The sequence below is a fragment of the Levilactobacillus paucivorans genome (assembly GCF_001437125.1).
GTDB classification, from domain to species: domain Bacteria; phylum Bacillota; class Bacilli; order Lactobacillales; family Lactobacillaceae; genus Levilactobacillus; species Levilactobacillus paucivorans.
In genome coordinates, this window is the sequence record NZ_JQCA01000098.1 from 1 (window position 1) to 14,167 (window position 14,167).

Here is a 14,167-nt window from a genome sequence, read left to right on the forward strand (position 1 = left end):
CCTACACATATTTGGTTTGTCGAAACAATGTTCAGTTTTCAAAGGTCTACCTTGTCAAGAGATAACTACCTCGTGACAACTATATTAGAATAACATATCTAACGTTTAGTCGTCAAGAACTAATTTATCTTTTCTTTCAACGCACAACGCTCTGTGCTGTCGTGACAACGTTTATAAATATACCAACAATTGACCAATGGGTCAAGCGTTTTCTGCATAAAATTTGAAAAAATCGATAAATAACCACTTTTATAAAAAGGCCATCCCTACAAATAGCAAAACGGGCACCGGTCAACTCGACCCAGTGCCCGCTCCTTAAATTAACGATCATTATATCTTACTATCGACGACTGCTGTGTTCTCGCCGTTAACTGGCTTAAGAAGTCATCCAATAGCGTCATCATCGTGGCTTCATCCTTAGCATTCGTCACCGCAACCTTCGTCCGGGCCGCATGGGGAATACCCTTCAGGTAATAAGCCACCTGATTACAGAAATCCCGGGGACCCTCTTGCGGGCCACGGGCCACACATAACTCATGCAGGTGTGTCTTAGCCAGGCTGATCTTATCCGCTGGTGTTGGTTCCGGTAGTAATTCCCGTGTCTCCAGGTAATGATTGACGCGCTGCAGTAACCAGGGATTTCCCATCACTGCTCGACCAATCATCGCGGCATCGGCCCCAACCTCATGAATCATCTTCCAGGCATCCTCCGGGGTCCGGACATCTCCATTTCCCATAAAGGGCACCGTCAGCTGCTCGGCAACACGATGGAGAATCTCCCAGTCTGCGTGCCCTTGATACATCTGTTTACGGGTCCGGCCATGCATGGCAATCGCTGAGGCTCCCGCGGACTCTGCGGCCAACGCATTCTCCACCGCATAGAGGTGGCGATCATCCCAGCCCGTCCGCATTTTCACCGTCACCGGCTTATCAACCGCCGCGACGACTGCCGCCACCATATGATGCACCTTATCGGGATCCAGCAACCATTTGGCCCCGGCCTCCGTATTGACGACCTTATTCACCGGACATCCCATATTGACGTCGATAATATCTGCGGCTGTCTGTTGATCGACATACTGGGCCGCCTGAACCAAGGTTTCTTCTGTTCCCCCAAATATCTGAATACTCATCGGGTGTTCATTAGCAGCCACGGCCATCATTTTCAAGGTCCGCTGATTCTGGTAGTGGATTCCTTGGCCCGAGATCATCTCACACTCCACCAGTCCAGCTCCAAATGACTTACAGATCTGGCGGAAGGCCACGTTAGTCACGCCAGCCATGGGCGCAACGACGACCTGATTGGCAATCTCGACGTCTCCTATCTTCCAAGTCATCTCGTCAGCCCCCTTACTTCTCTTGGGCTTTGGCGAGAATCTCTCTGAGATCATCTTCCGAATATTCATACTTGGTCCCGCAGAAGTGACAAACAGCCTCGGCACCATGGTCCTCATCAATCATTTCCTGTAAGGCTTCTGGTTGAATCGAAGCCAGCGAAGCGGCGAACCAGTCCTTTGAGCAATCACACTTAAAGCCGACAGGCATCTTCTGTAAAATTTTGACCGTTTCATCTTTAAATAGCAGATTCAAGATATCCTCCGGTGTCTGACCATCTAATAGAAGCTCAGAGACCATTGGCATTTCCTTGATACGCTTCTCCAGCCGAGCAATCGCCTCGTCGGATGCACCGGGCATCACCTGAATCATGAACCCACCGGCTACCTTAACCGTGTTATTCGGTTGAACGAAGACGGAAACGCCCACGGCACTCGGAATCTGCTCTGATTTAGCCAAATAGTAGGTAAAGTCCTCACCTAACTCGCCGGAGACCAAGGGCACTTGTCCCGTATAGGGCTGGCCAAGGCCCTGGTCCTTCGTCACCGTTAACATGCCTTGGACCCCCACGGCCTTGCGCACGTCAATCTTGTGCTTTTCATTTAACGGCAAACTGATATGAGGGTACTGGAGGTAGCCCTTCACCGTGCCATCGGCATTCCCGTCAGCCACAATGGCGCCAACTGGTCCGTGGCCATTGACCTTAACCGTTAACTTCTCGTCACCCTTCAAGAGCGATGTCGACAGTAACATGGTCCCAATCAGGGTCCGACCTAAAGCAGCGGTTGCTGATGACCACGTGTCGTGTCGTTGCTGGGCTTCGGCTACCGTCTCAGTTGCATCGACCACGTAGGCCCGAAACATCCCATTATCAATCAAACTTTTAATTAAGTAATCTGCCATTCTTAACGTCCTTTCATCTCCGCCAGTGCTTCACGCACGCTCCGCGGGACCTTTTTCCATGCCCTACCTTACCAGAAACTGAGCCGTTTGCAAACATAACCGACAGAAAAAGGGCCGAGACCAACGTCTCAGACCCTTTCCTCACAACGACTATTCAGAATGGTCGGTATCATCTGGATCATCCGGTGCGGCAGAACTTGCCGGTGCTGCCTCAGGGGCATCACTCGACGCACTCGAAGCCAACTTAGCTTCCGTAGAAGCTTGACGTTCGGCCTCGCGCCGTTCTAATTCGCGCTTGGATTCTTCAAAAGTTGCCGCCTTTTCACTTGGAAATTCGGCGTCGCCGTCCTTATCCGGCATCTTCCCAGTGTTAAACAAGCTGAGAATTTGCTTTTCGTCCAGCGTTTCGTATTTCAGTAAGGCATCCGCAATAATCTTGTGTTCAACCTTGTGTTCTTCCAAGATCTTCCGGGCAGTCTCGTGGGCTTCCCCGATGATCCGGCGAACTTCACTATCAATTAAGTTAGCGGTATGTTCTGAGTAACTTGGTTGGTTGTAGTAACCAGCACCTGCGAATGGTTGGCCGCCAGCACTTTCCAGTGCAACGGTCCCCACGGCATCACTCATCCCATACTGGGTAACCATGGAACGGGCAATTTGCGTTGCCTGCTCAAAGTCGTTGGAAGCCCCAGATGATTTGGAATGGAAGATTAACTCTTCAGCAGTCCGACCACCCATCAACCCAGCGATCTGTTCCATAGCATCCTTCTTGGACATCAGCATCTGGTCCTCACGTGGCAACATGATGGCGTAACCGCCCGCACGGCCTCGTGGAACGATGGTAACCTTGTGCACGACCCGCGCATCGTTTAGGACTAACCCAACGATGGTATGGCCGGCTTCATGGTAAGCCACGGTCTTCCGTTCTTCCGGACTGATGACCCGATCCTTCTTAGCTGGCCCGGCGATAACTCGGTCTTCGGCTTCATCTAAGTCAGAAGCGTCGATCCGTGTCTTATTCCGTCGTGCCGCCAACAAGGCCGCTTCGTTCAAGAGGTTTTCCAAGTCGGCCCCGACGAATCCAGGGGTTTGCTTGGAAATTTCCTTCAAATCAACATCGTTAGCTAAAGGCTTGTTCTTGGCGTGAACCTTCAAGATAGCTTCACGACCCTTGACGTCTGGACGGCCAACCAGAATCTTCCGGTCAAACCGGCCTGGACGTAGCAAGGCAGGGTCCAAGACGTCGGAACGGTTGGTAGCGGCCATCACGATGACGCCTTCGCTTCCAGTAAACCCGTCCATTTCAACCAGTAATTGGTTCAACGTTTGTTCCCGTTCATCGTGGCCACCACCCATGCCGGCACCACGTTGACGACCAACCGCATCAATTTCATCAATGAAGATGATTGAAGGTGCGGCCTTCTTGGCCTGTTCAAACAGATCCCGGACACGACTGGCCCCGACACCAACGAACATTTCCACGAAATCCGAACCGGAAATCGAGAAGAATGGTACCGCCGCTTCACCAGCAACGGCCTTAGCTAGCAACGTCTTACCAGTACCAGGAGGACCCTCCAGTAACACACCGGATGGAATCCGGGCACCTAACGCCACGAATTTACGCGGATTCTTCAAGAACTCGACAACTTCGACCAGTTCTTGTTTCTCCTCTTCCTCACCAGCAACGTCGGCAAAGCGAACCTTGTTCTCTTTGCTGTCGGCTGGTTTGGCCTTGCTCTTCCCAAAGTTCATGACACGGCCATTGCCGCCGCCTTGGCCGGCTTGACCCATCATCATGTAGAAGAAGAAGAAAAAGATGACTAGTGGTGCAGCGTACACCAGCAAGTTAATCCAGAAGCCACTCGACTCTTCTGCTTTGGTATTGACTTTTACATTGTGGTTCTTGGCAACCTTATCAATCTCGGAAACCGTCGAATTATTCGTCAAAACTTGAGTGCTAAAGCCAGTCACAGCTGTGCTCTGTGAGCCGCCGAGACTGAAACCGGTATTGGTCGTCCGCTTTTGCGCGTTACGATATTCCCCGGTGATCTTGTAAACTCCCCCTGAAGGTTGAATGGAGAATTTCTTGATCTTATTCGCGTTCAAATCCTTAACGAATTGACTCGATTGGATTTCTTGGGATTGTGAGCTGCTGTTATTACCATTAAACAGGTAAACAACACCGATGATCAACAAGAAGATCACAATGTAAAACAGACTATTTCTAAACAGTCCATTTCGTCGATTATTCATGTCGTGCCTCCTTACCCACAGTTCCCAGCATAACGATAGGAACAAATTTTAGAGCTTATGCCCCTTTAACTAAATAAGATGTTATCACAATTGACTATCGTTGACTAATTATTTATCTGAATAGACGGATGGCTTTAAAACACCGACATACGGAAGGTTACGATACTTTTCTTCGTAGTCCAAACCATAACCCACGACGAATTCACTTGGCACATTAAAACCAACGTAATCCGCCTTGGCTTCAACGACCCGGCCGCTTGGTTTGTCCATTAAGGTACAAACGCGAATTGAGTTCGCTTTGCGGTCCTTCAGCAGGTCTTCGAGGTACTTCAATGTCCGTCCAGTATCAATGATATCTTCGACTAAGATGATATCGCGACCGGCAACATCCGTGTCCAAGTCCTTCAATAAACGAATGGTCCCAGAAGAAGCGGTACCACCGTTATAACTAGAGACGTCAATGAAATCAATCGTGGCGTAGATGTCCATGTCCCGAATCACATCGGTCATAAACAAAATGGCCCCCTTTAAAACACAGATAATCAAAGGCGTCTTATCCCGGTAATCCTCCTCAAGCTGCGTCCCTAAACGTCTGCAGGCTGCGGCAATGTCTTCCTCACTATAAAGGACTCTTTCGATATCGTTATTCATGCTGTTCCCCTTTCGCCTATTCATGTTTGATGACTACGTGGTAGTGATTGGCCCGTGGTTGTGCGGCAAGAACCGCCCACTTCACCCCAATGACTGTCAGAACTTCGTCTCCTGCAGTGACCAAGACCCGCTGACGATCACGCTGATCGCGGGGAACCTTGGCGTTGATGAGGACCCGCCGTACTGATTGATGATGACCATCAGCCAGTCGTAGCTGGTCAGATGACCGCCACGGGCGCACCCTTAACGGTAATTGATCCACCCGTAACGCCACCTGGTCAGCCGGCGATAAGTCTTGTTCAGCAGTCACGGTAAAGCAACCGATCTGCCAGCCGTCACCCAACGGTTGCCATTGGTTCAATACTACCATAAATCGCTGGGCTTCCAGCGAATTTTCACGCATTTTTTTAACCTGAGTAAACTGAAATTGTTGATAGCGTTTGCTAAATCGCCAACCGGCCCCAAATTCCACGCTACCCGTGGGATGTTGTGGATTCGCCAGCAACTGTAAGCATTGGTCCAGCATGCCAGCATTCGTCGCTACCGTGGGTGAGGCCCGCTTCAACAGTCGGGCCAGCAAAAGCCGCTGGTCGGCGATTGAAAAGCTTAACAAACGAGCGCCATCCCCCACCAGTGGGTCGCTCTGCGTCAGAATCGTGGCCAACTGCCGATCAAAAACATGATCCGTCACCTGGAGCGTCGCCGCAAGCTGGTCGGCATACGTGATCAGATGGCGATCAACCTGAGGGTTCTCCCGCCGGAGCAGGGGCATAATCTCATGACGGACGCGGTTACGACTCGCCTCCAACTCCTGATTCGTGACGTCCTCGTACCAGGGGATGTGCTGTTCGCGGGCGTAGGCCTTGAGTTCCGACTTGCGAAATGGCAACAGGGGATGAATCACTGACCCGCCACGAAATGGCCGCTGGGGCGCCATCCCCGTCAGTTGATCCAACTGTCCCCCACGAATAAGCTTCAATAGGATTGTCTCAGCTTGTTCATCGGCCTGGTGGGCCGTTGCCACCCAATCCGCAGACTGGGCCGTCAGCTGGGCCCCGAAGAACGCATAGCGAAATTCCCGGGCCGCCGCTTCCGTACCGTGATCCGGATGCTGGTCACTCGTCCAGTCTGCCACCGTTACTGGAATGTGGCGGTCCGCACACCACTTTTTCAAGAAAATTTCTTCCGTGTGGCTCTGCTCGCGGAGGTGATGGTTGACATGAACCACGGACAGTTGCGGCCGTTCATTAGCCGGTAACCGCGTAAATAGAGTCAGTAACACCATCGAGTCCACCCCAGTCGACACCGCAATCAGGCCGTGTTGCTTGGGATCGGCCCAGCCCCACCGCTGACAGTTCTGTCGAAATCTCGTTTCTAACGTCACGTCCGTCGCCCCTTCGTTCCAGGTTAACAAAAAAGGCCGCAACAAGTGCGGTCCCTAGTGTTTACAGATTAGCTACGCCGGCCACCACGTTTGCCTTCTGTGTTACGTTTGATAGTTGCCAGACGATCCTCGCTTTGCTTGAGGAAGCCTGACATCAAGTCGTCAAAACTTTCTTCATGGTTTTCCGAGTGATGTCCTGAGAAACGGCCATTTGCTGACCCTCTGTGGGGCCGGGAACCATTATTCTCGAAACGTCGACCATGACTGTGATTTTCACCACCGTGAGGCGCACTGCCACCGCGACGGGCATGATCACCGTGCTCGTTGTGATCACGATGCGTGTTGTGGCCACGATGTTCCTGCTCGCCAGCTGGACGGTCAACGGCCTTTCGAATCGAAAGCCCAATCTTCCCGTCGTCACCAACGGTCAAAACCTTCACCGTCACTTCATCACCGACTGATAAGACGTCATGGATATCCTTGACGTACCCATCTGAAATTTCACTAATGTGGACCAACCCGGTCTTGTGGTCGCCTAAATCAACAAATGCACCAAAGTTCGTAATTCCAGAGACCTTTCCGGAAACTTTAGCTCCAACCTCGATTGCCATAAACAAGAAGTTCCTCCTTAAAATAAGTGTTTTCAGTATAACACAATTCCACCCGCTCCCACACGCCAAACGCTAAAAAGAACCCCGGAGTGGCGATCTTTTTTAGCGTTTAGAAAAGGGGCTAACTTAACTAGCCGGGCAACGGATGTGACCCTTTCTCATATAAAAACCGCCAGCTCTCAACGAACTGACGGTTGGTCATCATCATTTATTTGGCAGTCACGTCACTGGCGTGATCCCCTGGAAGACTGTAAATCGTCTCCCCGGACTTCGAATAGTAATACTTCGAGCGAATCAGCCGTCCCAGATAATCCTGGTTGTTCAACTGCTTAATTTGGCCTTGAAGGTCGCGATTTTCAGCCTTTGTGGCCTTCAGCTTCGTTTCGCTAGTGCTCACCTCTTGGCGAACATGATGCAGACTGGCATTGGTTCGCACCAACTGCACCCCGAGGAAAATGGCAAATACGGCAAAAAAGGCGAGAATTCGTGTCGCGCGACGCATCCGCCGCTTCCCCAACCACTGGGTGTGTTTGGCAGAGGCCTGCTGGTGATCTAACCGACGTGTATAGTCGTTCTCTAACCGTTCAATTTTTGCCGGCTTCGGTTTTACATCAGCCATTTCTGCTCACTCCTCAGTTTTACCAGATAGGTTAACTTGAGTATAGCAAGTTTCGAATTGCCCGTCTAGAGCGTTTGGCATAATGTAAAACATTCGTCATATTTAACCGAAATTACTTCCGAAAATCCTGTGCGTAGTCTTCACTGACGATGGTGTACATCCGTTCGGCGTCATCCTTCTTCGTCGTTTCCAACAACTCATTAACTTTGACCGTTAATGTTTTGTTACCGAACTTAATAACCAGCTCATCATTTGTGGCCACGTCAGACGATGACTTGGCGACCTTACCGTTAATTTCAATCCGACCCTTGTCCGCAATTTCCTTGGCTACAGAGCGCCGTTTGATAATCCGTGAAACTTTCAAATATTTATCTAATCGCATAATTAATTTCCTCCGTGTCGCTTCAGTTGTTGCCATAATCTTAACATACTCTTGGCGTGGGGGATGGCTAACCACTCCCGAATACTCAGGAGATGCCACCAAATGGCCAGTCCTAAGAAGAGCGCCACCCCGACCGAAATCCCGATCAGCAGGCCGCCACCCGCCGCCAAGCGTCCCGTGCCAATCGCGGGCCACCAACGTTCCAAAATGGTCATCGCGAGTCGCACGCCCAACACCATGATCGCCGTGATCCCGGCTAATTTGGGAAGAAACGCCCCGCGCCAAATTCCAGCCCGCAGGTCACGCTCCGAGCCCCACCAGACGATGCCCAGCATCACTAGCAGACTGACGACGGTGAGCCAGCTGGCCCCAATGGCCCCCGACTCACGGACTAGCCACCCATTACCGACAATCTTAACGGCTAAACCGGCTAACAAGGCCACCACCGTCAGCCGATACTGGTCTTGACTTTGGAGCACACTGTTATAGGTCTGAATCAGCGTTGCCAAGACGATGCTGAGCATGTACACGGCCAGCATGGTTGACCCCTGTGTGTCGCCAAACAACAGGCGATTAATCCAAGGCATCAGTCCCATAAGACCGGCCGTAGCGGCCACAGCAATCATCATGGCAATTCGCATCATGGTCGTCGTCAACCGTTTAAAGGTCTGGGGATGTTCCCGCCGGCGCGTGGCGGTCAGTGCTGGTAACAGGGAGGTAGCAAAAGCCACCGCTACGACCAACCCCAGCTGAACCAACGGCTGTGCCCGATCGTAGACTCCCTTCAGTGATTTGGCTGCGTCGGCACTCATCCCACCGGCGACGAGGCCCTTCATCACCGTGAAGGAATCCACCAGTTGTAACAGCACCAACATGGCCGTCAAGAGGCACAGGGTGCCCCCCTCGACCAGCAGACGCCGACCAACATGGGGAATCGGACGCCGTGGGTCCACCTCACGTTTCCGCCATTGAGGCAGAACGAGTAGGGCCGCTAATGCGGCGACGGTGCCCCCACTAAGCGCCCACGCACCCATGGTATACACCGACCACTGCTGATGGGTGGCCCAAGCGGCTGCAGTCAGAATCACGACGACCCGGACCAGTTGCTCGACCACTTGCGAACGCGCGGTCGGCAGCATTTGAAAACGTCCCTGATGGTAACCACGGTTGACTGAGAGTGCGGGCATGAAGAGAAACATCGCCGCCACAACTCGAATCAACGGGGCCAGCTGGGGATCGCCCATCCCCCGTGCTAACGCCGTGGCCGCCAGCATCAAGAAACCAAAGATGCCCAGCGCGACAGCCCAGAGCCAACGTTCAACCTGACGTGCCACCTGTTGTTGACTCGCCAAATCCGGCGCTTCAGCCACCAATTTAGAAATAAAAACCGGCAAGCCACTCAACGCAAAGGTCATCCCAATCCCATAGATTGGATAAACCTGCTGATAAACATAGAACCCGGTATTGCCCACCATGTTCTGAAAGGGCACCCGATACACCGCACTCAAAAGCTTCGCGATGAACGCCGAAATTGAGAGAATGAGGGCCCCCTGCATGGCTGTATTCACATTGCGGTTGCCCATCACTGACCTCCTCAGTCGTCCGTTGCCTTCGCCTTATCGGCGGCTGGCTTCGTGGTCTTGAGAACAATGTCTCGTAAGGCCGCCAGGAATTGTTGCACCTGTGGCAACCAGTCCGTCACCGTCATCTTTGGTTGAATAACCAGCTTAATATGGAGCCGGTCATCATTGACGGCCACAGTTGCCTTGAGCTTGGTGGCCGAAAGCGCCTTGAACACGTCATCGCCACCTAAAATATTGGTACCGCGCTTAGAGATCGTCACGAAGACATCCCCATTGACCCGCCGGATCTTGTCGACCAGCGCCAGGTCAGCGGCTAATTTTAATTGGCCAATCGTAAGCAGCTGACTAACCGCCGTTGGGTAATCCCCAAACCGGTCGATCAGGTCGGCTTGAATCTCACTGACCTCGTCGTCACTCTCTAGTTGGCGAATCCGTTTGTACATTTCAATCTTCTGTTGTTCGTCCGCGATGTAGTCACTTGGCAGGTAAGCCTCGACACCCAGCTCGACCGTGGTATCCGTCTTCGGTTGCGTCTTCTTACCCCGCTTCTTCGCCACGGCATCACTCAGCATCTGAGTATAAAGGTCATACCCAACGGAATTAATGAATCCGTGTTGTTGCTTACCCAAGAGGTTTCCTGCTCCACGAATGGAGAGATCGCGCATGGCGATCTTGAACCCGGAACCTAATTCGGTAAAGTCCTTGATGGCCTCCAACCGTTTTTCACTGACCTCGGTCAGCACCTTGTTGGGCTGGTAGGTAAAGTAGGCGTATGCGACCCGATTACTCCGGCCGATCCGTCCCCGCAGTTGATACAGCTGGGAAAGCCCCATGCGGTCCGCATTTTCGACGAACAGCGTGTTGGCATTCGGAATATCGATCCCGGTTTCAATGATGGTCGTCGTGACCAAGACATCGTAGTCCCCGCGTAGGAAGTCAAAGAGCACCCCTTCGAGTTGGGCTTCCGTCATCTTCCCGTGAATAAAGCCCACCTGAGCCTCGGGAACCAACGCCTGAATCTGGCTGACGGTCTTCTCGATATCCTCCACCCGATTGTGCAGGTAGAAGACCTGGCCGCCCCGTTGCATTTCCCGCCGAATCCCATCTTGAATGGCCCCCGCGTTCTGTTCCATCACGTAGGTCTGGATGGGAAAACGGTTAGCCGGTGGCGTTTCGATCACCGACAGATCCCGTACCCCCAGCATTGACATGTGCAGTGTCCGGGGAATTGGAGTCGCCGTTAGCGTCAGCACATCGACGTTGGCCTTCAATTGCTTGAGGCGTTCCTTATGCTTAACCCCAAATCGTTGTTCCTCATCGACCAGTACCAGACCCAGGTTCTTAAACTTCACATCCTTGGAAAGTAACCGGTGCGTCCCCACGACGATATCGAGTTGTCCGGCTTCCAAATCGTCAATCGACTGACGAATCTGCTTAGCCGTTCTGAACCGCGAGAACATCTCGACGTTAATCGGGTAGCCTTCGAAACGGTTCATCATGGTGTCATAGTGTTGTTGGGCCAGAATGGTCGTTGGCACCAGGAAAGCCACCTGTTTCCCCGCTTCAACTGCCTTAAAGGCGGCGCGCAAGGCCACTTCGGTCTTCCCATAACCAACATCCCCGACTAAGAGCCGGTCCATTGGCCGGGGCTTCTCCATGTCATGTTTCACTTCCTCGATCGTCCGCAATTGATCGGGCGTCTCGGCATACGGGAAGTCATTTTCAAAGTCGTGCTGTAGGCTGTCATCCTTGGGAAAGGCAAAGCCCTTCTCGGCCGCGCGTTTCGCGTAAAGGTCCACCAATTCGTCGGCAATGTCTTCGATCTTGGCGGCCACTTTACTCTTGGTCTTGGCCCATTCGGACCCGCCAAGCTTGTTAATCCGGGGTTTCTTATCCTCAGATGACACATACTTCTGAATCAGATTTAACTGGGTGACCGGGATAAACAGCTGCGCGTTGTCTTGATAATCGATGGTCATGTAGTCCTGATGGACCCCATCGACCGTCAACGTCTGCATCCCGATAAACTTCCCAATCCCGTGGTTCACGTGGACAACGTAATCCCCAGGCTTCAGATCGGTATAACTCTTCAGCCGTTCGGCATTGGCCATCGTTTGCCGACGAGCCCGCTTCTTCGTGACCTTCTGGAACATTTCGGCTTCCGTGATGACGACCAAGGAGGCTTCAGGTAATTCAAATCCAGTCCGCAAGCGTTCTGGCACTAGCTGAGTCAGGCCGCCTTGTAAATTGTCGGCCTTGGTTAACACCGATTGAATTTCAAAGTCATCCAAGGTCTGTTCAATCTTAGCGAGCCGTTCCTCATCCTGAACCAACAGCACAATCGTCTGTTTCTGTTTACGCCAGCGGTCAATCTCCGTCTTCATGACCGGGAGTTGCCCAAAGAACTGTTGCATGGCGCGGGTGGTGATGTTCGTGACCGCCTGGAACCGCAGACTCCCCATCCCCTTCTGGAATAGGGCCAGCATGACTTGTGCATGCTCATCGTCCTTAACGATTGGCCGTAACTCCCCACCGAAGACCTGTTGCGCGAAGATTTGGTGATGGGTGAGTTTATCCGTAGCCCAGTTGGCCTCGTCTTCCAGCAATTGCCGTTCGGCATCCTGAAGACGCGAATAGTCCCCAAACAACGCCAACCCATTATCTGGCAAGTAATCCAGCAGTTGGTGATGTTCCGGGAATAAATAGTCCGCGAATTCCATAAGTTGGGGATCAACCGATCCCTTACGTAACCCATCGATCAGCGGTTTCACCTGATTGGTTAACGTTTCAGTGGCGTCCTCATCCAGCTTAGCCACTTGACTGGCCAGCTCCGCAGTTAAGCGATCGGCACCAGCCGTTCGCTCATCTGCGGTGAGAATGAAGTCGGTGGCTGGCAAAATTTCGACAGCGTCCACGTTTTCAATACTCCGCTGGGTGGCGGGGTCAAAATACCGTAAGGAGTCAATCTCGGTGTCGAAGAAATCCAGCCGCACGGGATAGTCGGCGGCTAATGGATAGATATCGACAATCGACCCCCGCACGGCGAAGTCACCGGGACCAGCCACTAATTTTTGGTGGGCATAGCCCATGGCAAACAGCCGTTGTTGCAAGTCCTCGAGGTCGAACTCGCCACCGATTTTGACGCTAAACCGGGCCGCAGCAAAGTTGCTGGGGGCTGGCAAGAATCGGCGTAACCCTGACAGTGACGTCACAATCACAACTGGTCGGTCGCTCTGCAAAGCACGCAAGGCATCGATCCGATCGGACCGGTATTCTGGTGAACTCGTGGCAACCTCGGCCGCCAAAAGTTCTTCGACTGGAAATTCATAAAGCTCATCGTCTCGCAATAAATTGGCGAGATCTTCCACCAACTGCCCCGCGTGATACAGGGTATCCGTCACGTAGACAATGGACCGTTGCTGCTCGTGTAGGAGGCTGGCAATAAACAAGGTCTCTGCCGAACCATTCAGCCCGGTCACGAGTTGACGCTGACCGCGCCCGAGGGTCTGCCGCACCGTTGCATATTGAGTTGTCTGCGTCATAAATGCTTCTAAATTCACGGCTAATGTCCTCTTCCTAATTGTATTGATTCATTAACTGGGTAAACTCGGTACCCCCCATCCAGTCATCCAATGCGGCCACAGCCTGATCGGTTGCCTGGTTAAAGAGTGGGGCCTGTTCCGTGGTAAATTTGCCTAAAACATAATCCACCACAGAATGTTGCTGGGGATGGGCGATACCTACCCGCAAACGCTTGAATTTCTCGCTAGACACGTGGGCAATGATACTCTTGATCCCATTGTGCCCCCCGGCTGACCCATGATCTCTGAGGCGGATACGACCAACTGGCAGGTCCATGTCATCTTGAATGACGAAGATATCTTCCAGGTCAATCTTGAAGTAGTCCATCAGAGGGTGAACTGCCCGGCCAGATTCATTCATAAAGGTTGTGGGTTTAACGACCAATACCTTTTCACCGTTAACCATGCCGCTACCGAAACGGGCATCGAACTTCCGCGTGGTGAGCGTGATCTGGTGTTCCTTGGCAAAGGCATCCGCCACCATAAAACCGGTGTTATGCCGTGTTCCCGTGTACTGTGGGCCAATGTTGCCTAATCCAACGATCATTTTCATTTTTAACAATTACTCCCTTATATGAACCCTAATTTACTGGTTAGTGACATCGCCCGCGCCGACTTCTCTGGTGGGCGTCCTGGGGCTTCCCAGGTGAAACAAAATGGCTGGACGGGATCCGGATCCCCGTTCAGCTGGCTCAGTCAATTTCACAAATCTAATCAACGCTCTAGAGTATAGCATAGTCCCACCACCCCTGCACTGATCCGGCCTACAAGCATTGCAATGGTGGCGTTTTCAAGCTAAAAAGTTCACAAATTTAGGGTCGTCACGTAGTCGCTACCTGGTGAACATGGTATACTAAGCACTGGG

General features: G+C 52.2%; 11 protein-coding genes. All 11 read right to left on the reverse strand.

Annotated elements, in window-relative coordinates:
* Window positions 1-320: 320 nt before the first annotated feature.
* Window positions 321-1,337, reverse strand: coding sequence for a tRNA dihydrouridine synthase DusB (gene dusB / locus IV54_RS07840; protein ID WP_057878816.1), 1,017 nt, complete (start codon window positions 1,335-1,337; stop codon window positions 321-323).
* A 13-nt stretch (window positions 1,338-1,350) separates the two neighbouring features.
* Entirely contained in the window at window positions 1,351-2,238 is an 888-nt protein-coding gene (hslO, locus tag IV54_RS07845; protein WP_057878817.1) for an Hsp33 family molecular chaperone HslO, read from the reverse strand.
* 150 nt (window positions 2,239-2,388) lie between these two features.
* The gene (gene ftsH / locus IV54_RS07850) at window positions 2,389-4,491 is read right to left on the reverse strand and encodes an ATP-dependent zinc metalloprotease FtsH (protein WP_057878818.1); all 2,103 of its coding nucleotides are present in this window, start codon (window positions 4,489-4,491) and stop codon (window positions 2,389-2,391) included.
* A gap of 108 nt (window positions 4,492-4,599) precedes the next feature.
* A complete protein-coding gene (gene hpt, locus IV54_RS07855) occupies window positions 4,600-5,142 on the reverse strand; it encodes a hypoxanthine phosphoribosyltransferase (protein ID WP_057878819.1) in 543 nt (180 codons plus the stop codon).
* A 16-nt stretch (window positions 5,143-5,158) separates the two neighbouring features.
* Complete coding sequence (gene tilS / locus IV54_RS07860) at window positions 5,159-6,526, reverse strand: tRNA lysidine(34) synthetase TilS (protein WP_057878892.1); 1,368 nt, start codon at window positions 6,524-6,526, stop codon at window positions 5,159-5,161.
* Window positions 6,527-6,594: 68 nt separating this feature from the next.
* Window positions 6,595-7,137 carry a S1 domain-containing RNA-binding protein gene (locus tag IV54_RS07865; protein ID WP_057878820.1) on the reverse strand — a complete coding sequence of 181 codons (543 nt, stop codon included), beginning with the start codon at window positions 7,135-7,137 and terminating at the stop codon, window positions 6,595-6,597.
* A gap of 208 nt (window positions 7,138-7,345) precedes the next feature.
* Complete coding sequence (locus IV54_RS07870; protein ID WP_057878821.1) at window positions 7,346-7,756, reverse strand: FtsB family cell division protein; 411 nt, start codon at window positions 7,754-7,756, stop codon at window positions 7,346-7,348.
* Between the two features lie 112 nt (window positions 7,757-7,868).
* Entirely contained in the window at window positions 7,869-8,138 is a 270-nt protein-coding gene (locus IV54_RS07875) for an RNA-binding S4 domain-containing protein (protein ID WP_057878822.1), read from the reverse strand.
* Between the two features lie 2 nt (window positions 8,139-8,140).
* Window positions 8,141-9,721, reverse strand: a complete 1,581-nt coding sequence (locus IV54_RS07880; RefSeq protein WP_057878823.1) for a putative polysaccharide biosynthesis protein — start codon at window positions 9,719-9,721, stop codon at window positions 8,141-8,143.
* 11 nt (window positions 9,722-9,732) lie between these two features.
* Entirely contained in the window at window positions 9,733-13,281 is a 3,549-nt protein-coding gene (mfd, locus tag IV54_RS07885) for a transcription-repair coupling factor (RefSeq protein WP_057878824.1), read from the reverse strand.
* A gap of 16 nt (window positions 13,282-13,297) precedes the next feature.
* Window positions 13,298-13,855, reverse strand: coding sequence for an aminoacyl-tRNA hydrolase (pth, locus tag IV54_RS07890; RefSeq protein ID WP_057878825.1), 558 nt, complete (start codon window positions 13,853-13,855; stop codon window positions 13,298-13,300).
* Window positions 13,856-14,167: the final 312 nt, after the last annotated feature.